Source organism: Aeromonas cavernicola, from assembly GCF_002795305.1.
Lineage (GTDB): Bacteria > Pseudomonadota > Gammaproteobacteria > Enterobacterales > Aeromonadaceae > Aeromonas > Aeromonas cavernicola.
In genome coordinates this window covers 26,860-52,381 of the sequence record NZ_PGGC01000097.1, presented here as the reverse complement: position 1 = coordinate 52,381, position 25,522 = coordinate 26,860, and the positions used below count along the sequence as shown (strand labels likewise).

The following is a 25,522-nucleotide window of genomic DNA, read 5'->3' as shown; positions in this document are numbered from 1 at the left end:
CAGGCGGATAGAAAGAGCCCACGGACAGGGGGGCAGGGGGTGGATGGCGTCCCCGCCGCTGGCCTTTATGGCCAGGCTGGGCGCCACGTTTTTTACCGCAAGCCGGACGCAGCCGGGCAGATGGCGTGCTTCCCGGCCCGTCACTGGAGGGGGGCTTGGAAGAGTTGCCACTGTGCTGATTGAGGCGGTCCTCCAACTCGGTAATACGGTCCAGCAGCTTATGTATCAGCTCGTGGGCCTGTTCGAGGGTGAGTGAATTAACGGCCGGTGTCGGGTGCTTTTTGGTCATGCCAGTGATGATGCAACACGAGCGGGATCATGCAAGAGGCAAAGGCGGATCAAGAGACGATCGTCTCTTTTTTCCTGTCAAGCCACTCTCGGTGAACGGTTACCCCTTGGCGGGGAACATCCGAATGCCAAGATCAGCATATTCACCAATCTGTTGCCCCCAAATACCCGCGGCGTTGATCACCTCTTGGCACTCGACCTCGAATGCCTCGCCGGTGCGGGTGTTGATCGCCTTGACGCCATGGACTCGCGCCTGATCGCGCAGTAATCCCACCACCTGACTGTGGGTGAAGATCCGCGCGCCATGCTCTTTGGCGTCCAGCACGTTAGCGGCCGCGAGGCGGAACGGATCGACTGTGCCATCTGGCACATGGATAGCGCCGATCATCGCTGGGTTGGCGTTGGGCTCAAGCCGCAGCGCTTCGTGAGGCTCAAGCTGGCGAGTGTCGATACCGGCTAAGGTACAGGCGTCCATAAAGGTGTTCTGAAACCCAATATCATCTTCTGGCAGGGTGATGAAGAGGCCGCCAGTGTCTTCGACACAGTGACTGGCAATCCGTTTGAGGATGCGGTTCTCCTGAATACACTCGCGGGCGGATTCTTGATCCGTCACCGCGTAGCGCGCCCCCGAGTGGAGCAGGCCGTGGTTGCGGCCGGTGGTGCCAGCTGCGATATCATCGCGCTCGAGTAAGATGCAATCGATACCGCGCAGTGCACAATCGCGCATGATGCCAGCGCCGGTCGCGCCGCCGCCGATGATCACGACTTGGGTGGTAATTCTCTTCATGGGTGCCCGTCTTTGCTCTGTCAGAGGCACCAGTATCACCAACAATGAGCGAAAATGTTTGATATGGGCCAATAATATGTTCGATATCGAGCGCCATTAAGCCTTGTGATGAGGGTTCTGTGATGTTCATCACGCCCGACAGTGTAGCGTGCCGCCGGCGATGGCCGACAAGAGAGCAGAAAACAGCAGAAAGTGGGCAGGTGGTAATAAGGGGAGGATAACGGTGGTGGCTAATGGAGGCGTTCGTGAGCCAATCCCCCCCGACACAAGGTCGGGGGGAACAGGGCAAGCTTAGTGAAGGTTGCCCTGTGCGAGTGGGAAAATGCTTAGTTAATGACCCGTTTTAGCAGCAGCGCATCCATGTTATAGGGATCGGTAGAATCGCCTGGTGAACCGGCCATGATACTCACCGCGATCACATCCTGCGGCTTTAACTGAGTATTGATAGTGATCACCACAGCATCAGGGGCGGATGTATTAGTACTAAGGTAGTAACTAGTACCGTTTTTAAACTCCCCCAAGTAATCCCCATTTTTAGTGAACACGACCCGATTGCCACTGAAATAGAGGCTCTTGGGTAAGGTGACACTGAAACCACTATTCGTTAATGACAAAGAAATATTGTCATAGGCATATTGGTTTTTATCGGCAGTGGCAAATTTATTAGCAGCTAATAAGGTACCTTTAGCTAGGTCAATAGATTCGCCAGGTGAGCCGGGGACATTATATACGGTGACATTATCGCCGTTATTGAGCGTGACACCGGCATTAAAGTTAAGTCGGTTATTATTGATTTGTGAAGACATGTAATACAGGGTGCCGCGATGGCTTTCTCCCATATAACGGCCATTCAAAAAGAAAATAATCCGGCTGTTGCTGTTGAACAGACCTAGATCCATGCTGCCAGAGAAGCCATTTTCAGTAGCAGTAAGATTTACGGGGCCTGTCACAATAGTTGACGCCAAGCGTGTGCTACTGGCTAGATTGATCGCCTCACCGGGTCTGCCTGGTACCAAATAAACGCTCACATTGGCGCCATAGGCTAGGTTGCTATTCCCATATTCAACGGTGGATGAGTAAGGGCTTGGCTTATACATACTGGCGTAATAAGCAGTCCGGTTATAAGTTTCAAAGGCATAGTTACCGTTGATAAAAGTGACGATACGCTTGTTGTTGAGCCATTCATCGCTCAGGGTCAGACTGATTTTGTTAGCGGCGGTCTTCAATACCGGCACGATAACTGGATTGGTATCGGTGCTCTTCCAAATTTCTCTATCGAGCACATTCAAATTCAGTTGTTGAATCGCGATTTTGGTATTGTTGGCGATCGGCATTCCCCACATTTCAAAGAATTTGGTCAAGTCATAGCCAGACACTTTGGCGGCAAGATACATAAAAATCTGATCTTTACCATACAGAGCAATGGTATCCCGTGCAGTTTCACGGTAGGCACGATGTAAATTAGGGAAGAATTGCTCGCCAAAGCTCAAGGTGAGCTGGTGTAGCATTCCCAGTTTAATAAACAGGTCTGGCTGGTTGTGATAGTTTTTATTTTGGCTCGGCTGATTAAGGTATGCAAAAATCTTGGAGTAAGTATCTTCAACAGTCAGTCGCGACCTATTTTCGATGACTTTCTCGGCCGCTAAACTGAACGTATTAACGGTTACTTCGGTCATATTATGGAATGTCATGGGCTCAATTTGTTGCAGGTGCCCATTTTCATGGTACAAGCCCCAGTGCTGGCCGTTCAGGATTAACTTCATGGCATCGTTGACATATGCAGTGCGATAGGATGTCGCATACATATATAAGCTGCCTCTGGTATCTTGAATCATATGCAAATAATGACGATCTTGCTGATGAACACCTGGCTTGTCGTCATAACCAGCGACTCGGTTTTGCGCTGCGATCATATCGTCAACCCGTTGCAAGAAGAGTTGCGGCTCGATTGCATTGCGCTGGAAAAAATAATCTGCAATGGTTTTATAAGTGGCAGTGACTAGCCCTTTGCTACTGACAAATTCAATATAAGGAGCGCTTGGATATTTATTGAGCATTGCCGCCAAATCACTGCGAGTATGATAGCCCTTTTCAAACACAGGGAAATGGCTGCCCCCTCTGACAGACATCGTTACACTACCAGCACTATTTTCATTGGCGAGGTAGAGAATACCGTTTTTGGGGGCGGTGATCGTATTATCCCCCTGTACTAATTTAAACTGAGTTTCATCCCAAGAATTGCCAGAGCCGTGCAGCGCATATGCTTGGATAAAGGCATATGCGTTGGCATCGCTTGATAGATTGATGACCAGCTGCTGACCTTGGGTAACGTAAATACCCGTTGGCTCATATCTACTCCATGAGCGGCGCATCTGTTTTTTAGCGATCTCAATCGCATTACCTTTCCCCTGGATCTGAAAGGTTCGCTGCTCATAAATATGGGGAACTGTATTAGCTAGGGCATTCGATAACACCGTTAGAGATAACCCTAACAGTATAAATAAGGGTAAAAAATATTTTTTTATCATCATAATTCTCCTCCATGGCATATTTACACTGTTTTTTAAAACAGTAAATATTGACGCAAAATGATTGTTAGCCTTTATTAAAAACAACTGTCTATTAAATAAGAAAGCACCATTTATATGGTGCTTAAATAATATTGTTTCAGTATTTTTAGGTTTCTAACAGGAATTTTTTGTAGGAAAAGTATGATTTTAAAGAATGCGCGCATGTGGTTATTTAATGATCACGGGGTCACTGGGAATAGTTCAGAAAGTAATTTCACCCCGTTGGTGAGATAATGGAAACGAATATTTCGCCAGCGTTTATCACTATCGCCTTAACGCTGCTCTCGCAACGTAAAATTGCGAGAAGCAGAGAAGAGATAAGCAGCTACCTCGAATGCCGTTTATGGGGGAGCATGATCTCCCCATTGGTATAGACCCAGCGTCCGTCAAAACGCACAAACTGAGAGCGTTCATGGAGGCAACGACGCTGACCATCCTCTTGAAACCAGGCTTTGAACTCGACTATGCCCGTCTGATCTTGCGCCCCGTCTGAGCTGGTGATGATGTCGAGGCCATCCCACTGGGTATCGATGTGAGAGAGATCGTGCGCATTTAGCCCCCCAAGATAATCAGGGTGCCAGCTATAGACTAAGTAGTCGCCAAGGCCAAGCACAAAGGCGCTGTAGCGCGAGCGCATTAACTGTTCTGGGGTGTGGGCCGGTGCGCCTTGGTGCAGCGCGCCACAGCAGCGTGCGAGAGGGAGGGTGGAACCACAAGGGCAAATGGTCATTAGCGGCGGTGCCTGTGTCAGGGATTCAGAGGGCCGATTGTAGCGAAAGTGCCTCTGTTTCGGCCAGTGCAGCAGTGTTTTTGGCTTCGTTTGGAGTGATATCAGCCGCGATAAGCTGCGGGTGGCTCTGCGTTACAAGGCGCGGCGTGCGCTTTATTTGGGGATTACCCGATAGTGTGTGAAAATTGCGGCCATCTTCATTGCTGTTAATCCGCACTTTCATGAATGAGATCGTCAAAGGCAGTATCGATTTGATCCGCCAGCTCAATTACGGTCTGGTCTATGCCAGCCTAGAAGAGCACAAGGAGCTGTCGCGCACTGACCTCGCTCGTCTAACTGGCCTCTCGCCAGCCAGCATTACCAAAATTACCCGTGAGCTGCTCGATGGTGGTCTGGTGGTGCCTTGCGGCGAAAGCTCGGTGGGGCGTGGCCGTCGTCAGACTCTGCTACGGATCAATGAACGCCGATTTCAGTTTCTCTCGATGCGGCTGGGACGCGGTTATGTGGATATGGCGTTGTTTGACTTCACGGGCCGTTCCTTAGCTCGCCATCGGCACCCTTTTGGCAAGACGGAGCAGACCGATCTGCTGGCGAGTCTGGTGCATGCCATCAAGGCATTTTTGCCCAAAAAAGCCCTTAATCTGGCCTGTATTGCCCTTTGCCTGCCGGGTCAAGTAGAGCGCCATTCAGGCATGGTCAAGCACTTCCCTTTCTATGATCTGCGCAACTGGCCACTGGGGCCCACACTGCAACAGGCGTTCGCGGTACCGGTGCTGGTCAGTGGCGACGTGCGCACTTGGATTCAGGCTGAGCGCGAGTGGGGAGCCGCCAAAAATTGTGCCGATGCGGTGTTGGTGTTCGTCCACAACGACATTGGAGTGGGCATGGTGGTCAATGGTCAGTTGATTGAGAGCGAGAGCGCGCTGCTTGGGGATTTGAGTCACTTGCAGCTTGAGCCCTATGGCCCGCGTTGTTACTGCGGTGGGTTTGGTTGCGCCTCGACGCTGGTGACCAATCAGGCGCTGGAGGCGCAATATCGGGATTTACGCGAGCGGATGCAAGAGCATGATTTGCCGCACAGCGTCACTATCCGTGAGCTGTGCGAGCTGGCATTGGCGGGCAATATGCTATGTCAGGATATTCTGCATCAGGCCGCAGGGCGGCTCGCTAAGGTGCTGGCTCACCTCATTGGCTTACTCAATCCGGGCAAGTTGCTGCTGGGGGGCGAAATCACCCGCGCTGATCGGCTGCTGTTTCCTATGCTGCACCAGTCGCTGGCCAGCCAGTTACCCGCCGACTATCTGGTGCGGCTGCAGATAGAGTCCACTCACTTTTATGAAGATCCCACCAAGCCTACCTCGGTACAGGTGCACAAGGCGCTGCGCGATGGCAGCCTGCTGCTGGCCCTGCTCAGGGGAAGTCAGGGGGGACGTTGACCCGCTAGCTTACTCGGATCGAATCAAAAGGCATGGTTGGCAGGATGATCTGCTCGCCGTTATCTGTTAAAGCCTGATCCATTATCTCGTTAATTGATGAGGTCGTGACGACTCCTCTCTCGTCGCGATCGTTGCCCTAGCCTTGAGTTATTAACCTAGATGAAGCCTGTTCCTGATCACGCCGTCAACCGCCTGCGGGCCTGGCGCAAGAGTATCTCTACCCGACCGTTTCTTGCTCGTGGCGGCACCCTAGCCCGCTGTCCGGCCTGTCAGCTGCGCGAGGATTGGTGTGCCTGCGAGTGGCGCCCCGAGCTCAAAGCCGAGGCCGGTTTCTGCCTGCTGATGTATGACAGCGAGCCAATGAAGCCCTCCAACACCGGTCGCCTCATCGCCGATGTGTTACCGGACACCACCTGGGCATTTCTCTGGTCACGTACCCAGCCCCATCCCGAGTTGCTGGCCCTGCTGGCCGATCCCGCCTGGCAGCCCTATGTGGTCTTTCCCGCCTGTGAGAAGGAGCCTGCCCGCCTGACCGGCGAAGTGACGTTGGCGCCGGGTAAAAAGCCGCTCTTTATCCTGCTCGATGGCACCTGGCCAGAAGCGCGTAAGATGTTCAACAAGAGCCCTTATCTCGACGGTTTTCCGGTGCTCGCCATCCAGCCCGATGCACTTTCTACTTACGGCATGCGGGTCGCCAACTGCGATGAGCACCTCTGCACTGCCGAGGTGGCGGCTTGCGTGCTGGAAGTGGCGGGGGAGCTCAAAGCGGGGCAGGGGTTGCAACTCTGGTTTAACCTGTTTAGCCGCCGTTATATGGCAGGCCGCATGAGTTGCCACCCTGCCGCAGATGAAGCGCCGCTGTTGCACGGGCTCACGGCCTTGAAGGCTGCCACCGGTGCGCAGCAGCCTTGACCCTGTTGGGGGATGGCCCCCAGGCAATTATCTGGCCATGGCCCCTTAGGGCGGCTTTTTTTATGAGGTTGATGGATGGAATTAGAACTCGTTACTCTGTTTGCCCTGTTCGGTGTGGCCCTTGTCGCCGGTTTTATTGATGCCATCGCCGGCGGCGGCGGTTTGCTGACGGTGCCAGCGCTGCTCGCCACCGGTATGCCGCCGGCGCTGGTGCTCGGCACCAACAAGTTGCAGAGCAGTTTCGGCTCCTTCTCTGCCACTTGGTTTTATGCCCGCAGGGGGCTGCTAGAGTGGGCGATGATCTGGCCTGTGGTGATCTGCACCTTTATCGGCGCGGCCATCGGCACGCTGGCAGTACAGACCATCGATGCCGCCATGCTTGAGCGCCTGCTCCCTTTCCTGCTGATGGCCTTTGCCTGCTACTTCTACTTCTCGCCACGGGTAAGCGATGCCGAGAGTTCCCGCCGTCTGACTCCCATGCTGTTTGCGCTGCTGGTGGGAGGCGGTGTCGGCTTTTATGACGGCTTCTTCGGGCCGGGCACAGGTTCGTTTTTTGCCATCGGTTTCGTGGCGCTGGCGGGTTTTGGCATGGCGCGTGCCACTGCCCACACCAAGCTGCTCAACTTCACCTCCAACATCGCTTCCCTGCTGTTCTTTGCTCTGGGTGGCAAGGTGGTGTGGAGCGTTGGCTTTTGCATGGCGCTGGGCCAGTTTATCGGCGCCCGTTTTGGATCCAAAATGGTGCTAAAGCAAGGGGTCAAGCTCATTAAACCGCTGCTGGTAACCGTCTCTCTGCTGATGTCTGCCAAGCTGGTTTGGAGCCAGTATCCCGAGCTGTTTACTTGGATCTGAGTCGCGGCGAGTGTGCGAAAAATTGGATGTTTACGGGGCCCTTGGGTCCCGTAAACATTTCTGGTGGGCTGAGACAGCTAGCGCGACGCGTCGCTGTAGTGGCGTGTTGGTGCAGAGCGCTCACCAGCCTGGCAATCCGCTTGCTTATCGCTATCAGAATCGTCACTGATTGGATCAGCGCGACCTTAGGGGCTGGTTCAGGAGCAAGTGTCGTTTGTCGCCTTGAATGGGCCAATGCGCCAGCGCTTCAAAGGCGGTGCGAAGATCACCAGATTGCCGATCAGGCTGATCACCACCCCGGCCACCGAGACCGGCTGCCAGACAAAGCCTTCATAGAAGGTGGAGAGGGTAAGCGCCACCAACGGAAAGAGCACGGTGGCGTAGGAGGCCTTGCTGGCACCGATGCGCCCCACCAGCGTCAGGTAGGCGGTAAAGGCTATCACCGAGCCAAACAGGGCGAGATAGACCATGGCCGCCAGATAGTAGCCATCGGTCGGCACCACCAGCTGCTGGCCGAGCAATGTGACCCAGCCTAGCAACAGCACCACGCCGTAAACCATGCCCCAGGGCACCAGTTGCAGTACGTGGTAGCCGTGGCGCTGGCCGCGGGCCGAGACCAGATTGCCCAGCGAAAAGCAGAGGGTGCCGCCGCAGGCGAGCAGCAGCCCCTTCCAGCCATTTGCACCCAGTTGCGCATCTGCCAGCACCGGCCAAAACAGCAGCAGGGTGCCCAAGAGCCCCAGCAGGGAGCCTTGCAGCCAGCGCAGGGTGGGGCGCTTGCGCTCGAACAGCCAGAGGTTGAGGCCGTTGAAGATGCTGGCGCTGGCGAAGATCACCGCCGACATGCCGCTCGGGATATAACGGGTGGCGTGGTAGAAGCAGAGAAAGTTGGTGGAAAAGAGCAGGGCGCCGAGCAGCATTGCATAACGCTGGCCGTGCCATGGGAGGCGCACAAAGCGGCCGCTGGCAGTGAGCAGGGCAAACAGCGCTACTGCCGCCAGCAAGAAGCGGTAGAGCACCGACACCTCGATGGGGATGGGGCCAAGTTGCCAAGTAATGGCAATCCAAGTGCTGCCCCAGATAAGCACGGTGGCAAGGTAGAGTATTAGGTTCATCACAGTTCCGGTGAGTGAGAGGGCGAGATAACCCACTATGGGGCGAGTCACGGTGGCTAGATTGCACCATCTTGCGGTTTTTCATCGCCTCGCGCTGTCATCTGCGGGCGCGGTCGGTAAGATGGATGGAGTGCGGGATAACCCGTACGCATGACCAGAACAGGGGGCGGTGGCGAATGAAAACAGCAGGGGTATTTGATGCACTGGTCAGCACCGGCGCCCGGCTGGAGGACGCCTGCTGGCTTGAACCCGGGCTCGGGGTGGCCAGTTGGCGCAACTGCTATGACCAGACCCGCTATCACAAGCCGGGCCACCACACCCTGAGCGTCTATCTGCAAGGAGGTGAGCAGACCGAGCGACTCGATGGGCCGGGTGGCCACGGCGGTACCGGCAAGGTGTGCATCATGCCGGATCACCACAGATCCGAGTGGCTGGTACGCGAAGAGTTTCGCTTCTTTCATCTCTACTTCACCCCAGCTCACCTCACCCGCATCGCTGAGGAGGTGTGTGACAAGGAGGGGCGCCACCTGCAACTGGTGGACAAGACCTTTATCGACGATCCGCTGGCGGCCGGGCTGGTGCAGCGCCAGCTGATGCAGCTGAAGTGGCAGCACGGGGTTGATCGGCTGGCACTCTCCCACGGTGCTTGGATGTTGATCCTCCACGCCTACCGCCACCACACCGAGGAGGCTCCCGGTTTGCCGCCGCTGCGCGGCGGACTGGCGCCTGTGGTGATCAAACGGGTGCAAGAGTATCTGCAAGCCCATCTGGCTGACTCGGTCACGCTGGCAGAGCTGGCCCAGCAGGCGGGGCTGAGCGAGTATCACTTTGCCCGCATGTTCGGCCAGAGTCTCGGCTGCCCGCCCCACCGCTATCTGCTTGGGCTGCGGCTCAAACGGGCCAAGCTGCTGCTGGCTGGCCCTGAGCCGCTGGCCAGCATCGCCAGTCAGTGTGGTTTCTCTTCTCAAGCCCATTTTGGCAACCGTTTTCGCGAGGCATTTGGTCTGACGCCGGGACAGTGGCGCGCACAATTGTCATCTTCCTGTCACAGATAACCCTGAGGCTTTGGCCAAAAGAGGTGTACTCTCTACCACTTATCCATTGAAAGGAATGCCCATTGAATTATCGCAAACGTCAAATCCGTACCCGTCACCTTTGGTTCAGCCACTGGAATGCTCCCCAAGATCGTACCGCTGTTGTTACCCCTCCCGAACCTGTTGTGCCTCAACGTTCACGTTGAAAAAGTCCCGCCTGCGATAGGATTTTTCCGGTAACTTTGCCACTATTGCCCCATCACCATGATGTGGACATGGCTGGATGTTTCTGGAACAGATTGAAGTCAACGGTTTTCGCGGTATTAATCGGTTATCGCTGGGGCTAGATCACAGCACGGTGCTGATCGGCGAGAATAGGTGGGGCAAATCGAGCCTACTGCGCGCCCTGTGGTGCCTGCTGGGACAAGAGGCTGAGCCCTATCAGTTCACCGTCGCGGATTTCCACCAACCAGAAAACCCCACATTAGCGCCTGCCCGCCATCTGCAATTGGTATTGACCTTTCGTGAAGATCAGCCTCAGCTTTGCCTGCAATCCCGCCGTTTGGCCCGGCTCAGCCCCGCGTGGGTGCTGCACAAGGACAAATTCCATCGTCTGCACTACCGTGCCAGTGCCGAATGGCGGGCGGATGGCTCGGTGCTGACACAGCATGATTTTCTTGATGGGTTGGGAAAAAGCCTGCCGATTGCCGATGTACCGCACTTGGTGGAGCTGCTCATCACCATGAATCCAGTGTTTCGTCTGCGTGATGCGCGCAGTACCGAGCATCGGGCTGACCCCTTGCAGTGGGGAACCTTGGGGGAGCAGCAGTTGATCGCACTGGCTGACAAGCTGGTGGATAACGGCGCTGACGCCCCCTTGCGCATGGGGGATCCGGAGCTCAATGAGGCACTGCAGGCCGTGCGCCAGTTGATGGGTCACTACTTTAATGCCCTCGCGCCAATCAAACACAAACCACGTAGTCAACGTGACATCGTGAATCACCCGATCACCTTACGTTACCCAGGCAATCTGCAAACATTACTGCGGGGGGCGGATCATCGCGCGTTGCAGCTAGCGATGGCGGGGATGGCCGCTACCCTGCTGCAGGCGCGGGGCAACCGCGAGCTGGAGGAGGGGGCCCGCCCCATCATGATCCTCGAAGATCCAGAAAGCCGGCTGCATCCGACCATGCTGGCGCTAGCGTGGGGGCTGCTGGAACAACTGCCGGGGCAGAAGCTGCTTACCACCAACTCGGGAGATCTGCTCTCTTCTTTGCCACTCAATCAGGTGCGGCGGTTGGTGCGCCGTCAGCAGGATATCCTCTGTCACCAGCTGGGCGGCGAGCGCTACAGTAGCGACGATCTGCGCAAAATAGCCTTTCATGTGCGGATCAACCGTCCCATGTCGCTGTTTGCCCGCTGCTGGTTACTGGTGGAGGGGGAGACTGAGATCTGGCTGCTCTCCGAGCTGGCGCAAATCTGCGGTTACAGTTTACGGGCGGAAGGAATACGGGTGATTGAGTTTGCCCAGTGCGGCCAGTCGCCGCTGATCAAGGTTGCGCGAGATTTTGGCATCGAGTGGCACCTGCTGACCGATGGTGACGAGGCGGGGCTCAAGTATGCCGCCTCGGCCAAGGCTCAGCTTAAGGGGGAGCGAGAGCAAGATCGCCTGACCCAACTCCCAGCTGCGGATATTGAGCACTATCTCTTCCATCACGGTTTTGAAGAGGTCTATCGCCGCGAGGCTGGGGTAGGGGGGCGCACCATGTGGAGTGCCCGCCACATCATTAACAAAGCGATTCATAAGCGCAGTAAACCGGGCATGGCGCTGGCGGTAGTGGAAGAGGCCGAACGGCTCGGCGCCGAGCATATTCCACCTGTGATCCGCCAGATGTTTGCCCAAGTGGTGACGCTGGCCCGCAGCCAAGGCTAGCCTCTGCGTTGACCAATCAATACTTGCTCGCCACCTTTGAGAATGAGGCGCCTGCATTTGGGATAGTCGCCGGTTTGGGTATACTCGGCCATCACGTGGGGCTCGTCTTGGCCCCCTCTCTGATCCTTTGCTGCAGGAGCATCCATGTTTACCCACCTCCCTTTTTGGCTCTTTCCACTGACCGGCCTGATGGCGTTTGGTGCGCTGGTGATTCTGGCGCTGGTACTGTGGCGGGGCGATCTCTGCCCGGGGCAACGGGCGCGGATCACCACAGGGCTGTTCTCGGTCTGGGTCATTGGCGGGCTCTCTCTGATGCTGGCCATTGAAGCTAACGCGGCTAACTGGCTGATCGGGTGTGCTACAGCGGCCCTGATCTTGGGGATTAGCCTGTCGCTTATTCAATCCCGATTGGCAGGCAAGCGGGCCCTCTCTGTTCACCTACTCTGGCTCCCCGCGCTACCGCTGGCGGTCTACGTGGTCGGCTTATTGCAAACGCAAGGGTGGGTCAGCGGTAGCTTGCAGGCCGTGATCCTCGGCGCGGCATTTGCTCACCTGATCTTGCTGCGGGCACGTCATCGCTTGCAGGCATTTAACCTGTTGTTGCCAGTCGCGGCACTGGTAGCCACGGTAGTGAGCTTGCTGTGGCTGGCGCTGCAGGTGGTGTGGCAGAGTCATCTTGTGGGGCTTGATGTGTTGATCCCTGGGGTCGTGACCCAAGCCATCTTGCTCATTGCTGCGCTGCTGCTCTGGTTTAGCCCGCTCTATCTGCACAAGGAGACCGCTCCCGTGGTGGTCTCCACCTCACTGTGTGGTTTGCTGATTGCCCAAATCGCGGCGACCAGCGTATTACAGCAGCTAACGTAAGCCTGCGACGTGGGCTGTTAGGCTAGAGCAATCATCTGCTGACCTGCAGTGCAGCCCATCTCTATCAGCATCATGAGCCTATTAATGGCAGTGGCGAGGCTGGTGCATCGAATATGATTGGGTGCTGAGGGGGTATTGATAGGGGATAGAGGAAAGGCCGCTTAAAAAGGCATCATTGTGCTGTAAAATTCTGCATCTGTAGCCCTAATAAGCGATAAAGCAGCATTTTTTGAAATATCTTCTTGCAATCTGAGCGTTGATCCCTATTATTAGCCTCCTCAGACGCGGGGTGGAGCAGCTCGGTAGCTCGTCGGGCTCATAACCCGAAGGTCGTCAGTTCAAATCTGGCCCCCGCAACCATCTGAGTATCAGCGCTAATAAGGTGGCTAACATCTTGATAGTAAAGATAATTCGTACAGGTGCATGATAGGCTTGCACGAATACATGGACGCGGGGTGGAGCAGCTCGGTAGCTCGTCGGGCTCATAACCCGAAGGTCGTCAGTTCAAATCTGGCCCCCGCAACCAATCACTCTTGTAATAAGCAAGTCATGTTGTTAAGCATGAATACTTATAACAAGAGATAAATAACCGGTAAGCAACTGCTCGGCTTACAGGGAACAATTCGGACGCGGGGTGGAGCAGCTCGGTAGCTCGTCGGGCTCATAACCCGAAGGTCGTCAGTTCAAATCTGGCCCCCGCAACCAATAACTCTTGTGATAAGTAAGTCGTGTTGTTAAGCATGAATACTTATAAAAAGAGATAAATAATCGGTAAGCAACTGCTCGGCTTACAGGTAACAATTCGGACGCGGGGTGGAGCAGCTCGGTAGCTCGTCGGGCTCATAACCCGAAGGTCGTCAGTTCAAATCTGGCCCCCGCAACCATTCTCTGACAGATTATTCTCTCCCTTTTACCTCCCCATATTTGCGTCATCATAAATCGATTTTTTATCGCTGCGTGTTAACATTGAGTAGATAAAAATCAATGTGTTATGGTGCCACAGCTGGATGCTGTGTCCCTCAGTGGGCCATGATTCTCTGCCCAATAGATTCTGTTTGTCGTCTTGGTCGAGGAGTGTGTAACATCCTGACCTGCAATAGGTGGGCGTGGGTTGCCTGTGCACCATTGGCGGTGTCCATCACACCTACCTGAATAGGCACTATTTGCGAGGCTCCCTGTGCAAAAACAACGCTACGACTGGGTGTTATTTGATCTGGATGAGACCCTGTTTGATTTTCCGGTTGCTATGGCCCTTGAGCAGACCTTGCGCCAATATGGCATCCAGCCAACCGATGCCCAGATGGCGCAGTACCATCAACTCAACCATGCGCTATGGCAGCAATATAACAACGCCGAGATCGACGCGCTGACCCTACAGCAAACCCGTTTTTCACTGTTTGCTGATCAAGTTGGGGTCGATGCTAAAGCGATCAATGATGCTTTTCTGGTACGGATCATTGCGCTCAGTGTGCCCCTTGATGGGGTCAGCGACACCTTACAGTTGATCCGATCACGGGTGCGGATGGGGATTATCACCAATGGCTTTAGTGCACCTCAGCGAGGACGCTTGGCGAAGTTAGGGTGGCATGAGTGGTTTGATCCCTTGGTCGTCTCCGACGAGGTGGCGGTGACCAAACCGGATGCGGCGATTTTTCAGCACGCACTGGCGCAGATGGGGCAGCCATCCCCAGCACGGGTATTGATGGTGGGGGACAACCTCAGCACCGACATTGCGGGCGCGGCAGCACAAGGGATCGCGACCTGCTGGTATAACCCAAAGCGGGTCCCTTCGGATGGCGTGGCGACCCATGAAATTCACCACTTTAGTGAACTTGCTGCCCTGCTGTGTGAGCCATCACCGCTGGGGTGACTCGGGCCCTCTGCTACCCAGTGGATGAGCGGCTGTGTGGGCGTCATCCTATCGCCCCCCCTCATCAAATCAGTCCGTCGTCAACACCAGCCCGCAAATACGAGCACCCATGCCGGCGTCACAAGACGGCGGCAACTGGGGCTTGGGTTGATCTCTTTATAACTCGTGGCCGTGGAACCCTTTGCGATAACGGGCGTCGCAGTGTGGACAACGTTGCGCCGTTGGGTCTTGCGCTAATTGGGCGTCGCTTAAGGGCTCTTCGCAATCAGCGCACAGGCCATAGAGGCCAAGATCCATCTGACAGAGGGCTGCATCAATACGTTTGAGGCGTGCCATCGCTTGCGTGACGGTGGGCAGATCCCATTGACTGATCAGATCTAGCAGTTGGTCGTGTTCGCACAGAGCAATCTGCTTTGCCCATCGATCCTGATGGCAAGCGTGCAGTTGATTGACCAGGGTCTCCTTGACATGCGCCCAGTCAGTTAGCAAGTTGTCACGCCAGACCGCTAACTTTGTTTGCGTCATTTCACTCACATTGCGTCCTTACTATTGACCCATTTGCAAGCAAGTATAAGGACGTGACTGGTCTATCAGGATGATATGTGTCAAGTAATGAGCGGTTAGATCTGAGTTTGAGCCGCATGTAGCAAGGCATCGCGAATGGGGTGAGTCTCTTTGAGCACTCGGATATCACGAAAGAGGAGGTCAGCTGCTGGGTATTCTCGCCTGAGGTAGCTGAACCATTGCTTGATACGACTGGGATAATAGTCGGCTTTCTCGCTGGCTAAATCTTGTTCGGTATAGCGCACCATTAGTTGCAATACGTCGCCCCAACCAAGATGAGCACAGCCGGTTTTCATCACGTCGGCCAGATTGGGTAACGACAGGGCTCCGCGCCCCACCATCAGGGTCTCACAGCCGCTCACCCGGGCACAGGCGATAGCATCAGCGTGGTTCCAGATTTCGCCATTCGCCGTGACCGGGATCGGCAGCGCACGACGAATATCATCCACATATTGCCAATGGGCAGGGGCTTTGTAGCCTTCGACCTTGGTCCGGGCATGCACCGCTAGCTCGTCGGCACCGCCTTGCCAAGCGGCGTGTGCATTCTCCATGTAGAGGGCTTTGTCCTCATAACCGAGGCGTATTTTAGCGCTGACGGGGAGATGAGCAGGCACGGCCTCGCGCACCGCGTTGACGATGCGATAGAGGGTCTCGGGTTCTTTGAGCAGCACCGCGCCCCCTTTGCTCTTGTTGACCGTGGGGGCGGGGCAGCCAAAGTTCAGATCCACCCCCGGCGAGCCTAGCTCAATGGCGCGTAGGGCATTTTCAGCCAACCATTCGGGATGTTGCCCCAGCAGCTGTACGCGCACCGGGGTGCCTGCTCGGGTCTTGCCCCCTTGCTTAAGCTCAGGGCAGAGCCGATAAAACACTTTCTCTGGCAACAGTTGATCGACGACCCGAATAAACTCGCTGATACACAGGTCATAGTCGTTGATGGAGGTCAGCACCTCTCGCATCAAATGATCCAGCACTCCCTGCATAGGGGCCAATACAACGCGCATAACCAATTCCGAACGGCAAGAGGATAAAAAGAGCGCAGATTGTAGTGGCAATAGGGGACGCTGTCAGCTTCTGCTGGTGGCGTGCTGTGAGCAGGGGACACGACGGCTGCGGCATCCAAGGCTGGTCTGTTATCGGGCACACCAGTGGCCGGCCTCGCCACTGGTGGTTGCCTAGGGGGATAAGGCGCGGTCAGTCGTGGGCGGGGCGGGTAAAGGTGACCATATAATTGACGTCCACATTGGCGCCGAGTTTGAAGCGGTTAGTCAGTGGGGCATAGTGCACGCCACTCATGTCTTGCACCACTAAGCCCGCGCTTTCTGCCATCCGGCACAGCTCGGCTGGGGTAATGAATTTCTGGTGATTGTGGGTGCCTTTGGGAACCATTTTTAGCAAATACTCGGCGCCGATGATCATCATCAGGTAAGACTTAGGGTTGCGGTTAATGGTCGAGACAAACACTCGGCCGCCCGGGCGAACCAAGTTGGCGATAGCGCGCAACACGGAAGCGGGGTCCGGCACGTGCTCCAGCATCTCCATACAGGTGACGATGTCATATTGGCCAGCAGCCTGCTCGGCATGTTGCTCTGCCGTCATCTGCTGATAGTCCAGCTCAACCCCTTGTTCCAACGCGTGCAGGCGGGCGACGCCGAGCGGCTCTTTACCCATGTCGATACCGGTCACGATGGCGCCACGGCGAGCCATGCTCTCCGATAAAATACCGCCGCCGCAGCCAATATCGACAATCCGTTTGCCAAACAGGCCGCCGCTGTGGTCGGTGATCCAGTCAAGACGCACTGGATTGATCTGGTGCAAGGGTTTGAACTCCCCTTCCATGTCCCACCAGCGGGAGGCGATGGCCTCAAATTTGGCGATCTCGGTCAGATCGACATTCGCATCACTGTTCATTTTTCGAAGATCCTGTAACAAGGGCACGCAGGCTGGATGGAATACGCGCCATCAAGGGTGTTGGCGGGCATTATAACGAACCCACTTTGCCAGGCCAGCCCGATTTGTGGCTTAAGAAATCGGCCCTGCTGTGTTACCATGGCGCGCTGTTTAAGCCCAAAGAACAACTAATTAGGGATAAAGCTTTCTATGAGCGATCTGGCCAGAGAGATCACGCCGATCAACATCGAAGAAGAGCTCAAAAGTTCCTATCTCGATTACGCCATGAGCGTGATCGTAGGACGAGCGCTACCCGATGTGCGTGATGGCTTGAAACCGGTTCACCGCCGCGTTCTGTTTGCTATGAACGAGTTGGGGAACGACTGGAACAAGCCCTATAAAAAATCGGCCCGTGTGGTCGGTGACGTAATCGGTAAATATCACCCCCATGGCGATAGCGCCGTGTATGACACCATTGTCCGGATGGCGCAGGATTTCTCCATGCGTTACATGTTGGTCGATGGTCAAGGTAACTTCGGGTCGGTCGATGGCGACAGCGCTGCGGCCATGCGTTATACCGAAGTGCGGATGGCCCGTATCTCCCACGAGCTGCTGGCCGATCTGGACAAAGAGACCGTCGATTGGGTGCCGAACTACGACGGCACCGAGATGATCCCGGCGGTCATGCCCACCAAGGTGCCGAACCTACTGGTGAATGGCTCCTCTGGGATCGCCGTGGGCATGGCGACCAACATTCCGCCGCACAACCTCACCGAAATCGTTAATGGCTGTCTGGCGCTGATCGAAAATGGCTCGCTCACTATTGACGAGTTGATGACCTATATCACCGGCCCGGATTTCCCCACTGGCGGCATCATCAACGGTCGTTCCGGCATCGTGCAGGCATACCGTACCGGTCGTGGTTCCGTTTATGTACGGGCCAAAGCCGAAGTGGAAGTGGACGAGAAGACCAGTCGCGAAACCATCATCGTTCATGAGCTTCCCTATCAGGTAAACAAAGCGCGGCTGATCGAGAAGATCGCCGAGCTGGTTAAAGAGAAAAAGATCGAGGGCATCAGTGCCCTGCGCGATGAGTCTGACAAAGACGGTATGCGCATCGTTATCGAGATCAAGCGTGGCGAGTCTGGTGAGATTGTACTTAACAATCTCTACAAGCAGACCCAGATGCAGACTACTTTCGGCATCAACATGGTGGCGCTCGATAATAACCAGCCTAAGGTGATGAACCTTAAGGACATCTTGGATGCATTCCTGCTGCACCGCCGTGAAGTGGTGACCCGCCGGACGGTGTTCGAACTGCGCAAGGCGCGGGATCGGGCGCACATCTTGGAAGGTCTGGCGGTCGCGCTGGCTAACATTGACCCTATCATCGAGCTGATCCGCCACTCCGATACGCCTGCAGATGCCAAAGTCAAGTTAGTCGCCCGTGGTTGGGAGCTCGGTAATGTGGCTGCCATGCTGGAAAAAGCGGGCGACGACGCGGCTCGTCCCGAGTGGTTAGAGCCACAGTTTGGTATTCGTGAAGGGCAATACTTCCTGACCGAACAGCAAGCTCAGGCCATTTTGGATCTTCGTCTGCATAAGCTGACTGGCCTTGAGCACGAGAAGATCCTGGAAGAGTACCAAGCTCTGCTGGATCAAATTGCCGAGCTGCTGTTCATTCTGGCGAGCCCAGAGCGCTTGATGGAAGTGATCCGCGATGAGCTGCTGGCGGTGCGCGATCAATATGGCGATGAGCGTCGTACCGAGATCAGCATGTCCAGTGCTGAGATCAACATCGAAGACCTGATCACCCCAGAAGACGTAGTGGTCACTCTGTCTCACCAGGGTTATGTCAAGTATCAGCCGATCAGTGATTACGAGGCGCAGCGTCGTGGTGGCCGTGGCAAGTCGGCCACCCGGATCAAGGAAGAGGACTTTGTGGAGCGTTTGTTGGTGGCTAACACCCACGACACCATTTTGTGCTTCTCCACCCGCGGCAAGGTCTACTGGCTCAAGGTCTATCAGCTGCCGGAAGCGTCCCGTGGTGCCCGTGGCCGCCCGATCATCAACCTATTGCCGCTCGATGAGGGTGAGCGCATCACCGCCATCCTGCCGGTGAAGGAATATGATGCCGAGAAGTATGTCTTCTTCGCCACCGCCAACGGGACCGTGAAGAAGACCAGCCTGTCTGATTTCAGCCGTCCGCTCTCCTCTGGTATCCGTGCCATCAACCTCAAAGAGGGTGATGAGCTGATCGGGGTGGATATCACCGACGGCAGCAACGAGATCATGCTGTTCTCCGATGCGGGTAAAGTGGTTCGCTTCGCGGAAGGCAGTGGTCGCGCTGATGCCAGCGATGACGTGGAAACCGACGACGATGTTGGTAACGACGATGATGGCAGCGACAACGGTGAGGCTGACGGCAGCGAGAGCACCGAAAGCAAGGGCACCTTCAAGGGTGTGCGCCCAATGGGCCGTACTGCCGCTGGGGTGCGTGGTATCAAGCTGGCCGCTGGCGACAAGGTGGTTTCCCTTATCGTGCCGCGTGGTGAAGGGGCCATCCTCACTGCGACCGAGAACGGGTATGGCAAGCGTACCGCGCTGGCCGAGTACCCGACCAAGAGTCGCGGCACCCAAGGCGTTATCTCCATCAAGGTGGACGAGCGTAACGGCAAGGTGATCGATGCGATTCAGGTCGAAGAGAGCGATCAGATCATGTTGATCACCAACGGTGGCACCTTGGTGCGTACCCGTGTTGCCGAGGTGAGCGTCATTGGCCGTAACACCGGCGGGGTGCGACTGATCCGTACCGGTGAAGACGAGACCGTGGTCGGTTTGCAGCGCATCGCTGAAAGCGATGAAGATGACACCGATGATGGGTTGGTTGATGGTGAGCTGTCAGGAGATGCCACTGGCAGCGATGGCACTGAGGCCACTGACCAGTAACACCATGCTACAGAGGCGGTTTCACTAAGCCTATAACCCCCGGATTGTGCTCGTCACACCGGGGGTTTTTTTATGGCTTGTTATACCCATGTACGGCCTAGGAGATAGAGATATAGCGCGGGTGGCGGCAGTGCAAGCGAGCTGGTCATCAAGGGGTTGGCAAGGGAGAGAAGGTGAGGGCGGATCATGGTCATGAAAGGTTGAGCCTCAAAAGAATCTGCGTTATCAACAAAAACGATCGAATTCATTTTCTATTTCGCCATGAATTTCATCACTGGAGATAACAATGAAACATACCAACACACGCAAGAATATTACGCAGGTGCCCCACTTAAGCCTGCTTGCACTGGCCCTGTTAGCAGGCAGTGGTCATGCCGAAGACATCGGTGAACGTAGCGCTCAAGGTATTGCCATGTTGGCCAGCTTGCCCTCTGAGCTGGGGGTGACTTACCTCAACGCCAAGGTGTGGGTGGCAGGAGAAGAGGCCCATCTCCTGCCCATCAGTCGTGACCAACTGCGCGAACGGGTGCTGACGAAGGGAGAGACCTTGCTTATCGATTTTAGCGAGCTGACCGACTCATCTCGGCGGCAGCAAGCTAAAAAAGCGATGGAACAGCTGGCTGGTGTTTCGTTTGATGCGAATGTTGTGCTGGTCTCTGCCTATAAAGGGGAGATGCTGTTTACCCCATTGAGCGGCATGGATGACCCCGCTTTTTACCAGACCATGGCGCGCGCGGAGAGCCTGGTCGCATATCAAGACTCCCAAGCCCGCCCAACCGCTGGAGAGACGGGTCTACCGCACGTGGCTTTTTACCTCAATGTGAATCGCCCGATCAGCGCAGCCGAGTGTACTTTTCCCCGCTCGCGCACGTGGGACCGAGGTAGCCGGGTGTTCTGTGACTCGGCCAATATCTCGCTGGTGTATCGGGTAACGCTGGAGCGCTCCTTGCAGTTTGGCAACACAGGGGCAGCCACCCCGGATGCCAAGATCGTCAGAATTTCACTGGATGAAGAGTCAGCAGGGGCCGGTATCCAGCTCAATGAGACGCTAGGCTGGGTCGAAAATAGTGCCGATTACCTCGTGCTTGATGGTTGGGCCAAAGATTATGCCACTGATGCCATTGCCCAAGATTACCGATTAACGATTGCAGCTTCCAATACCAAGGCGACCTTGCTCAGGAGCACGCCAGGCAACCTCAATAGTAATTATGAGCATCGGGAAATCTCTGGCTTCCAAATAGGTGTCACGGGCGGGGCCGAGGTGAGCAAAGAGGGGCCGAAAGCCAAGTTAGAAGCGTCAGCCACATTTAGCCAACAGCGTCAGCTTGCCTATAACACCCAAGATTATCGGATCGAGCACTCAGCGCCCAACGCGCAGCGCGTCAGTTTTAGTTGGGTGCGAGAGCAGTACGCCACGGCGGAATCGTTACTGGCGAGTAAGACGGCGACCGTATGGGGCATGGGATACAACGTGGATCACACCCGCATTAAGCCGCTGAGCTATCAAGGTTTCGTCCCCAATCTGGATGTCATTTACAAAGCGGCGCCTGATGAGCAGGGCAGCACAGCCTTTAACATCGACTCATCGGTCAATATCCGGCCTCTCTATACTGGGATCTACAAGCATTACTATGTGTTCGGTGGTCATATCTCGTTCCAAGGTTTCGATGATGCCGATAAACGCAGACGAGTCACCGCCTCAGAAACATTTACGGTGAACTGGAATCATCCGGTGTTTACAGGGGGCAGGCCGGTCAATGTGCAATTAGGGAGCTTTGACAATCGCTGCCTAAGCGCAGATAGCCAACACACGCTCAGTGCGGTGACCTGTGATGAGACCTCGGTCGCTCAATCGTTCATCTACGACCAAAATGGCCGCTATGTTAGCGCACAAGATACCCGCTTCTGTCTGGATGGTAACAATCTCGAGCAGCTGCAGCGTTGCAGCCAGAGCTTGGGGCAGCGTTGGGAGTGGCAGCAAAACAGTGATCAGCTACGTAACCTGCGCAACCACCAACAGCTAGGCCATGACAAGCAAACGGGCGCATTGGCGCTTTACGATGAAAACGGTGAGCCGAGTCATGTCAGCGTGCGGACGTTGACCTCTTATACCCGAATCTTCTCCGCGCCAGATCGGGCCCAACAAACGTACTAAGAGCAATAACGGCCCCGAGAGAAGAGAGTAATGCCAGCGCAATGCTGGCATTTTTCTTGGTCAATCATGGTCAGGCAGCCAGTTGGTTGGTTCAGCTACACCTCACGCATGGCCATGGTGCTTGGCTTGCCGGATGACGATGGGTACGCTGGGCAACACAGACAAGGGATGTGCTGTGCTGTGCTCTGAGACGTCAGGGCGGTAAACTGGTCGATATGTTGACGTCAGTCCGCCGCAACCTGCTCGGCCACGACCGTTGCTGAGGCTGCACAGGCGTGAGCTCAGCATGATAGGGTGTCAACAGCGCATGCGTCGTCAGCGTGGCTGATGTTTGCACTGCATACCGGGTATGACAGCCTTTTTCGCCTTCAATCAGTACGGAAGCTAACCATAATGACCGATACACCTGAGACCATGACGGCACAATACCGCCAAGATTACCGAGCCCCTGATTATTTTATCGATACGATCGATCTCGATGTGCAATTGCAAGAGCCAATGACGGAAGTGACCGCCATTACCAGGGTCCGTCGCCAAGGGGAGCACCAGCAGCCATTAATCCTCAATGGTGAGCAGCTGATCCTTAAGCGCCTAGCGGTAGATGGTCTTCCTTACCACAGCTACGAGGTCAGTGAACATCACCTGACGCTGTTTAACCTGCCGGCAGAGTGCGTGATCACCATAGTGACGGAGCTTGATCCTGCTGCGAACAGTGCGCTCTCTGGGCTGTATAAATCGGGCGATGCCTACTGCACCCAGTGTGAAGCCGAAGGGTTTCGGCGTATTACCTATTATTTGGACCGTCCAGATATATTGGCCCGCTACAGCACCCGTATCACTGCCGACAAGGCCAAATACCCTTATCTGCTCTCCAATGGCAACAAGGTTGCCAGCGGTGCATTGGACGGCGGTCGGCACTTTGTGCAGTGGCAGGACCCGTTCCCCAAACCGAGCTACCTGTTTGCATTGGTGGCCGGTGATTTCGATGTGGAACGCAGCCACTACGTGACCCGAAGCGGGCGCAAGGTGGCCCTTGAGATCTTCGTCGACAAGGGCAACCTCGACCGTGCTGGCTTTGCTATGGAGAGCCTTATCAACTCGATGCGCTGGGACGAGCAGCGTTTTGGTCTTGAGTATGATCTCGACATCTACATGATCGTGGCGGTGGATTTTTTCAACATGGGCGCCATGGAGAACAAGGGGCTCAATGTCTTCAATGCCAAGTTCGTGTTGGCCAACCCCGCGACGGCCACCGACGGCGACTACCACGGTATCGAGCGGGTGATCGGCCACGAATATTTCCACAACTGGACTGGCAACCGCGTCACCTGTCGTGATTGGTTCCAGCTCAGTTTGAAAGAGGGGCTGACGGTGTTTCGGGATCAGGAGTTTTCCTCCGATCTGGGCTCCCGTGGCGTCAACCGCATCAACAACGTGCGTACGGTGCGTGGCCCGCAGTTTGCCGAAGATGCGGGTCCCATGGCGCACCCGATCCGCCCGGATGTGGTGATCGAGATGAACAACTTCTACACCCTTACCGTTTACGAGAAGGGCTCGGAAGTGATCCGGATGATGCACACCCTGCTGGGGGAAGCGGCCTTTCAAGCGGGGATGCGTTTCTACTTCGAGCGTCACGACGGCTCGGCTGCCACCTGCGATGATTTTGTGCAGGCGATGGAGGAGGCTTCCGGGGTGGATCTGACCCGTTTCCGCCGCTGGTATAGCCAGTCCGGCACGCCGGAACTCACCGTCACCGACGAGTACGATGCCGCCAGCGGTATCTATCGCCTCCACGTACGCCAACATACGCCGCCGACGCAGGATCAGCCACAGAAACTGCCGCTGCATATCCCGCTCGACATCGAGCTCTATGACCAACAAGGTGCCGCCATCCCGCTGCAATATCAGGGCAAGGCCATTGGCAACGTGCTTAATGTGTTGGACGCCGCGCACACCTTCGAATTCGAGCAGGTGCCGGTTAAGCCGATACCCTCCCTGCTGCGAGACTTCTCGGCGCCGGTCAAGTTGCACTATGACTACAGCGACGAGGCGCTCGCCTTCTTGATGCGCTTTGCCCGCAACGAGTTTGCCCGCTGGGATGCGGCCCAGATGCTGATCAACAAGGCGGTCATTGAAGGGGTAGCGCAGGTACAGCGCGGGCAGGGGGTCGAGCTCTCCCAAACCCTGCTGGCAGCCTTCGTCGCCATTGTGGATGATGGTGAACTCGATCCGGCGCTCAAAGCGGAGATCCTCGCGCTGCCCAGCGAATCCACGCTGGCTGAGCTGTTTGACGTGGCCGATATCGATGCCATTCATCAGGTGCGCGACGCGATCCACACCCGTCTTGCTGAGGCCTTTGGCGCGCGGCTGGTCGCTACCTATCAGAGCTTGCGTCTGGACGGCTATCAGGTGGTGCATGCCGATATGGCCAAGCGGGCCCTCAAAGGGGTGGTACTCGGCTATCTGGCGGCGCTGAATGCGGAGCATGCCGATGCGCTGGTGCGCGAGCAGTATCGGGCCGCCGACAACATGACCGACACCTTGGCGGCGCTGCAGGTGGCCAACAGCTATTTGCTGCCATGCCGCGCCGCGCTGCTGGCCGATTTTGAGGGCAAGTGGGCCAAGGATGGACTGGTGCTGGATAACTGGCTGCGGCTGATTGGCAGCAAACCGGCTGCCGATGTGCTTAGCGAAGTGAAACAGGCGATGAATCACCCCACCTTCAGCATTCGCAACCCGAACCGGCTGCGAGCGCTTGCCGGCAGCTTTGCCATGAGCAATCCGGTGCAGTTCCATGCGGTGGATGGCAGCGGTTACCGTTTCCTGACCGATCTGCTGATCGAGCTTAACGAGGTCAACCCGCAGGTGGCATCCCGCCTCATCACTCCGCTTATCCAGTTCAAGCGACTGGATGGAGCGCGCAAGGCCCTGATCCGCGCCGAGCTGACCCGTCTGGCCAAGCTTGAGGGGCTGGCACGGGATCTGTTTGAGAAGGTAAGTAAGGCGCTGGCGCAGTAAGTGATTATCGGGTTGGGGAGTGCGCTCGCCAACCCGATCGTGTGCAAGCCATCTGTTATCAGGAGTGAACGTGAAGCAGTTTACTTTTCGGTTATCGCTTTCTAGCGAGGAGATCATGCTGATGTATCAAGGCCACGTCCGGCGGCTGGTGGTGCGCTGTGAGCAAGGGTTAACCCTTGAGCTGGCCCTGGAGAAATTGCGGCCTTTTATCTCCATCAGCGGGGTGCATGGCTATTTTCGCTTGAACACCCAAGATGATCACCGTTTTGTCAGTCTTGAGCGCATCAAGTAAGCCGCAGTGAGCGGTTATCTGCATATTGATCGGGATATTGCTGCTATTCATCCGCATTATTGCCAAAAACGTAGTGAAAACGTCTGGTTTTTTGTTTTTTGGTAAAACATACCAGACGTTAAGCTGGGATCTTTACCGATTTTTTAACATCTCATTAGCATCCCTGCTCGCCTTACCTTATCGAAGCCATTACACTTCGCAACAATACTGCCTCAGCGAGCCACTTAGCTGGCGGTCGCTGTGGCAGTGGTTAATGTCATCCGATA

Annotated in this window: 19 protein-coding genes, 4 tRNA genes and 1 pseudogene; 15 read left to right on the top strand and 9 right to left on the bottom strand. The window is 55.7% G+C overall.

Annotation, left to right across the window (positions count from 1 at the left end; translation table 11 throughout):
* The 5 genes and pseudogenes from CUC53_RS11545 to CUC53_RS11525 all read right to left on the bottom strand — a co-directional run.
* Positions 1-289: DUF6444 domain-containing protein (locus CUC53_RS11545; RefSeq protein WP_236757866.1), on the bottom strand; the 289-nt coding region annotated here is incomplete at its 3' end.
* A 102-nt stretch (positions 290-391) separates the two neighbouring features.
* Positions 392-1,075, bottom strand: a pseudogene (locus tag CUC53_RS11540) (FAD-dependent oxidoreductase); the annotation flags it as partial.
* A 326-nt stretch (positions 1,076-1,401) separates the two neighbouring features.
* Positions 1,402-3,606: a M60 family metallopeptidase gene (locus tag CUC53_RS11535; protein WP_157798259.1), complete on the bottom strand. Its 2,205-nt coding sequence runs from the start codon at positions 3,604-3,606 to the stop codon at positions 1,402-1,404.
* A gap of 364 nt (positions 3,607-3,970) precedes the next feature.
* Entirely contained in the window at positions 3,971-4,375 is a 405-nt protein-coding gene (locus CUC53_RS11530) for a YchJ family protein (RefSeq protein ID WP_167386740.1), read from the bottom strand.
* 25 nt (positions 4,376-4,400) lie between these two features.
* Positions 4,401-4,598, bottom strand: coding sequence for a hypothetical protein (locus CUC53_RS11525; protein WP_100294297.1), 198 nt, complete (start codon positions 4,596-4,598; stop codon positions 4,401-4,403).
* Between CUC53_RS11525 and CUC53_RS11520 the strand changes: the two genes are divergently transcribed.
* The 3 genes from CUC53_RS11520 to CUC53_RS11510 all read left to right on the top strand — a co-directional run bounded on the left by CUC53_RS11520 (position 4,597) and on the right by CUC53_RS11510 (position 7,575).
* On the top strand, positions 4,597-5,811 hold the full coding sequence (locus CUC53_RS11520; RefSeq protein WP_100294296.1) for an ROK family protein: 1,215 nt from the start codon (positions 4,597-4,599) through the stop codon (positions 5,809-5,811). The two genes, CUC53_RS11525 and CUC53_RS11520, sit on opposite strands and share 2 nt — an antisense overlap.
* 159 nt (positions 5,812-5,970) lie before the next feature.
* The gene (locus CUC53_RS11515; RefSeq protein ID WP_100294295.1) at positions 5,971-6,723 is read left to right on the top strand and encodes a tRNA-uridine aminocarboxypropyltransferase; all 753 of its coding nucleotides are present in this window, start codon (positions 5,971-5,973) and stop codon (positions 6,721-6,723) included.
* 75 nt (positions 6,724-6,798) lie between these two features.
* Entirely contained in the window at positions 6,799-7,575 is a 777-nt protein-coding gene (locus tag CUC53_RS11510; protein ID WP_100294294.1) for a TSUP family transporter, read from the top strand.
* Positions 7,576-7,772: 197 nt separating this feature from the next.
* Here CUC53_RS11510 and CUC53_RS11505 read toward each other — a convergent pair whose 3' ends face one another.
* Positions 7,773-8,690, bottom strand: a complete 918-nt coding sequence (locus CUC53_RS11505) for a DMT family transporter (protein ID WP_100294293.1) — start codon at positions 8,688-8,690, stop codon at positions 7,773-7,775.
* A 176-nt stretch (positions 8,691-8,866) separates the two neighbouring features.
* Here CUC53_RS11505 and CUC53_RS11500 point away from each other — a divergent pair, with 176 nt between their 5' ends.
* From CUC53_RS11500 to yjjG, 8 genes are all read left to right on the top strand, one after another.
* Positions 8,867-9,745, top strand: a complete 879-nt coding sequence (locus tag CUC53_RS11500) for a helix-turn-helix domain-containing protein (RefSeq protein ID WP_100294292.1) — start codon at positions 8,867-8,869, stop codon at positions 9,743-9,745.
* Between the two features lie 262 nt (positions 9,746-10,007).
* Positions 10,008-11,657 carry an ATP-dependent endonuclease gene (locus CUC53_RS11495; RefSeq protein WP_100294291.1) on the top strand — a complete coding sequence of 550 codons (1,650 nt, stop codon included), beginning with the start codon at positions 10,008-10,010 and terminating at the stop codon, positions 11,655-11,657.
* A 144-nt stretch (positions 11,658-11,801) separates the two neighbouring features.
* Positions 11,802-12,521, top strand: coding sequence for a hypothetical protein (locus tag CUC53_RS11490; RefSeq protein WP_100294290.1), 720 nt, complete (start codon positions 11,802-11,804; stop codon positions 12,519-12,521).
* Between the two features lie 283 nt (positions 12,522-12,804).
* Positions 12,805-12,881: transfer RNA gene (locus CUC53_RS11485), tRNA-Met, on the top strand.
* Between the two features lie 89 nt (positions 12,882-12,970).
* Positions 12,971-13,047 (top strand) — tRNA-Met (locus tag CUC53_RS11480).
* A gap of 102 nt (positions 13,048-13,149) precedes the next feature.
* Positions 13,150-13,226: transfer RNA gene (locus tag CUC53_RS11475), tRNA-Met, on the top strand.
* Positions 13,227-13,328: 102 nt separating this feature from the next.
* Positions 13,329-13,405, top strand: a tRNA-Met gene (locus CUC53_RS11470).
* Between the two features lie 293 nt (positions 13,406-13,698).
* Complete coding sequence (gene yjjG / locus CUC53_RS11465; RefSeq protein ID WP_100294289.1) at positions 13,699-14,391, top strand: pyrimidine 5'-nucleotidase; 693 nt, start codon at positions 13,699-13,701, stop codon at positions 14,389-14,391.
* Between the two features lie 156 nt (positions 14,392-14,547).
* Here yjjG and CUC53_RS11460 read toward each other — a convergent pair whose 3' ends face one another.
* From CUC53_RS11460 to ubiG, 3 genes are all read right to left on the bottom strand, one after another.
* On the bottom strand, positions 14,548-14,916 hold the full coding sequence (locus tag CUC53_RS11460) for a TraR/DksA family transcriptional regulator (protein WP_100294288.1): 369 nt from the start codon (positions 14,914-14,916) through the stop codon (positions 14,548-14,550).
* A 95-nt stretch (positions 14,917-15,011) separates the two neighbouring features.
* Positions 15,012-15,956, bottom strand: a complete 945-nt coding sequence (dusC, locus tag CUC53_RS11455) for a tRNA dihydrouridine(16) synthase DusC (protein ID WP_100294287.1) — start codon at positions 15,954-15,956, stop codon at positions 15,012-15,014.
* A 190-nt stretch (positions 15,957-16,146) separates the two neighbouring features.
* Positions 16,147-16,863, bottom strand: a complete 717-nt coding sequence (gene ubiG, locus CUC53_RS11450) for a bifunctional 2-polyprenyl-6-hydroxyphenol methylase/3-demethylubiquinol 3-O-methyltransferase UbiG (protein ID WP_100294286.1) — start codon at positions 16,861-16,863, stop codon at positions 16,147-16,149.
* A gap of 189 nt (positions 16,864-17,052) precedes the next feature.
* Between ubiG and gyrA the strand changes: the two genes are divergently transcribed.
* From gyrA to CUC53_RS11430, 4 genes are all read left to right on the top strand, one after another.
* The gene (gene gyrA, locus CUC53_RS11445) at positions 17,053-19,791 is read left to right on the top strand and encodes a DNA topoisomerase (ATP-hydrolyzing) subunit A (RefSeq protein ID WP_100294285.1); all 2,739 of its coding nucleotides are present in this window, start codon (positions 17,053-17,055) and stop codon (positions 19,789-19,791) included.
* A gap of 286 nt (positions 19,792-20,077) precedes the next feature.
* A complete protein-coding gene (locus CUC53_RS11440) occupies positions 20,078-21,946 on the top strand; it encodes a leukocidin family pore-forming toxin (protein ID WP_100294284.1) in 1,869 nt (622 codons plus the stop codon).
* Positions 21,947-22,339: 393 nt separating this feature from the next.
* The gene (gene pepN, locus CUC53_RS11435; RefSeq protein WP_100294283.1) at positions 22,340-24,964 is read left to right on the top strand and encodes an aminopeptidase N; all 2,625 of its coding nucleotides are present in this window, start codon (positions 22,340-22,342) and stop codon (positions 24,962-24,964) included.
* Positions 24,965-25,034: 70 nt separating this feature from the next.
* Entirely contained in the window at positions 25,035-25,256 is a 222-nt protein-coding gene (locus CUC53_RS11430; protein ID WP_100294282.1) for a DUF2835 family protein, read from the top strand.
* Positions 25,257-25,522: the final 266 nt, after the last annotated feature.

Coding starts and splice junctions, on each gene's coding strand:
- CUC53_RS11535 (WP_157798259.1), bottom strand. CDS start 3,606: ATGATGATAAAAAAATATTTTTTACCCTTATTTATACTGTTAGGGTTA.
- CUC53_RS11530 (WP_167386740.1), bottom strand. CDS start 4,375: ATGACCATTTGCCCTTGTGGTTCCACCCTCCCTCTCGCACGCTGCTGT.
- CUC53_RS11520 (WP_100294296.1), top strand. CDS start 4,597: ATGAATGAGATCGTCAAAGGCAGTATCGATTTGATCCGCCAGCTCAAT.
- CUC53_RS11525 (WP_100294297.1), bottom strand. CDS start 4,598: ATGAAAGTGCGGATTAACAGCAATGAAGATGGCCGCAATTTTCACACA.
- CUC53_RS11515 (WP_100294295.1), top strand. CDS start 5,971: ATGAAGCCTGTTCCTGATCACGCCGTCAACCGCCTGCGGGCCTGGCGC.
- CUC53_RS11510 (WP_100294294.1), top strand. CDS start 6,799: ATGGAATTAGAACTCGTTACTCTGTTTGCCCTGTTCGGTGTGGCCCTT.
- CUC53_RS11505 (WP_100294293.1), bottom strand. CDS start 8,690: ATGAACCTAATACTCTACCTTGCCACCGTGCTTATCTGGGGCAGCACT.
- CUC53_RS11500 (WP_100294292.1), top strand. CDS start 8,867: ATGAAAACAGCAGGGGTATTTGATGCACTGGTCAGCACCGGCGCCCGG.
- CUC53_RS11495 (WP_100294291.1), top strand. CDS start 10,008: ATGTTTCTGGAACAGATTGAAGTCAACGGTTTTCGCGGTATTAATCGG.
- CUC53_RS11490 (WP_100294290.1), top strand. CDS start 11,802: ATGTTTACCCACCTCCCTTTTTGGCTCTTTCCACTGACCGGCCTGATG.
- CUC53_RS11460 (WP_100294288.1), bottom strand. CDS start 14,916: ATGACGCAAACAAAGTTAGCGGTCTGGCGTGACAACTTGCTAACTGAC.
- dusC (WP_100294287.1), bottom strand. CDS start 15,956: ATGCGCGTTGTATTGGCCCCTATGCAGGGAGTGCTGGATCATTTGATG.
- ubiG (WP_100294286.1), bottom strand. CDS start 16,863: ATGAACAGTGATGCGAATGTCGATCTGACCGAGATCGCCAAATTTGAG.
- gyrA (WP_100294285.1), top strand. CDS start 17,053: ATGAGCGATCTGGCCAGAGAGATCACGCCGATCAACATCGAAGAAGAG.
- CUC53_RS11440 (WP_100294284.1), top strand. CDS start 20,078: ATGAAACATACCAACACACGCAAGAATATTACGCAGGTGCCCCACTTA.
- pepN (WP_100294283.1), top strand. CDS start 22,340: ATGACCGATACACCTGAGACCATGACGGCACAATACCGCCAAGATTAC.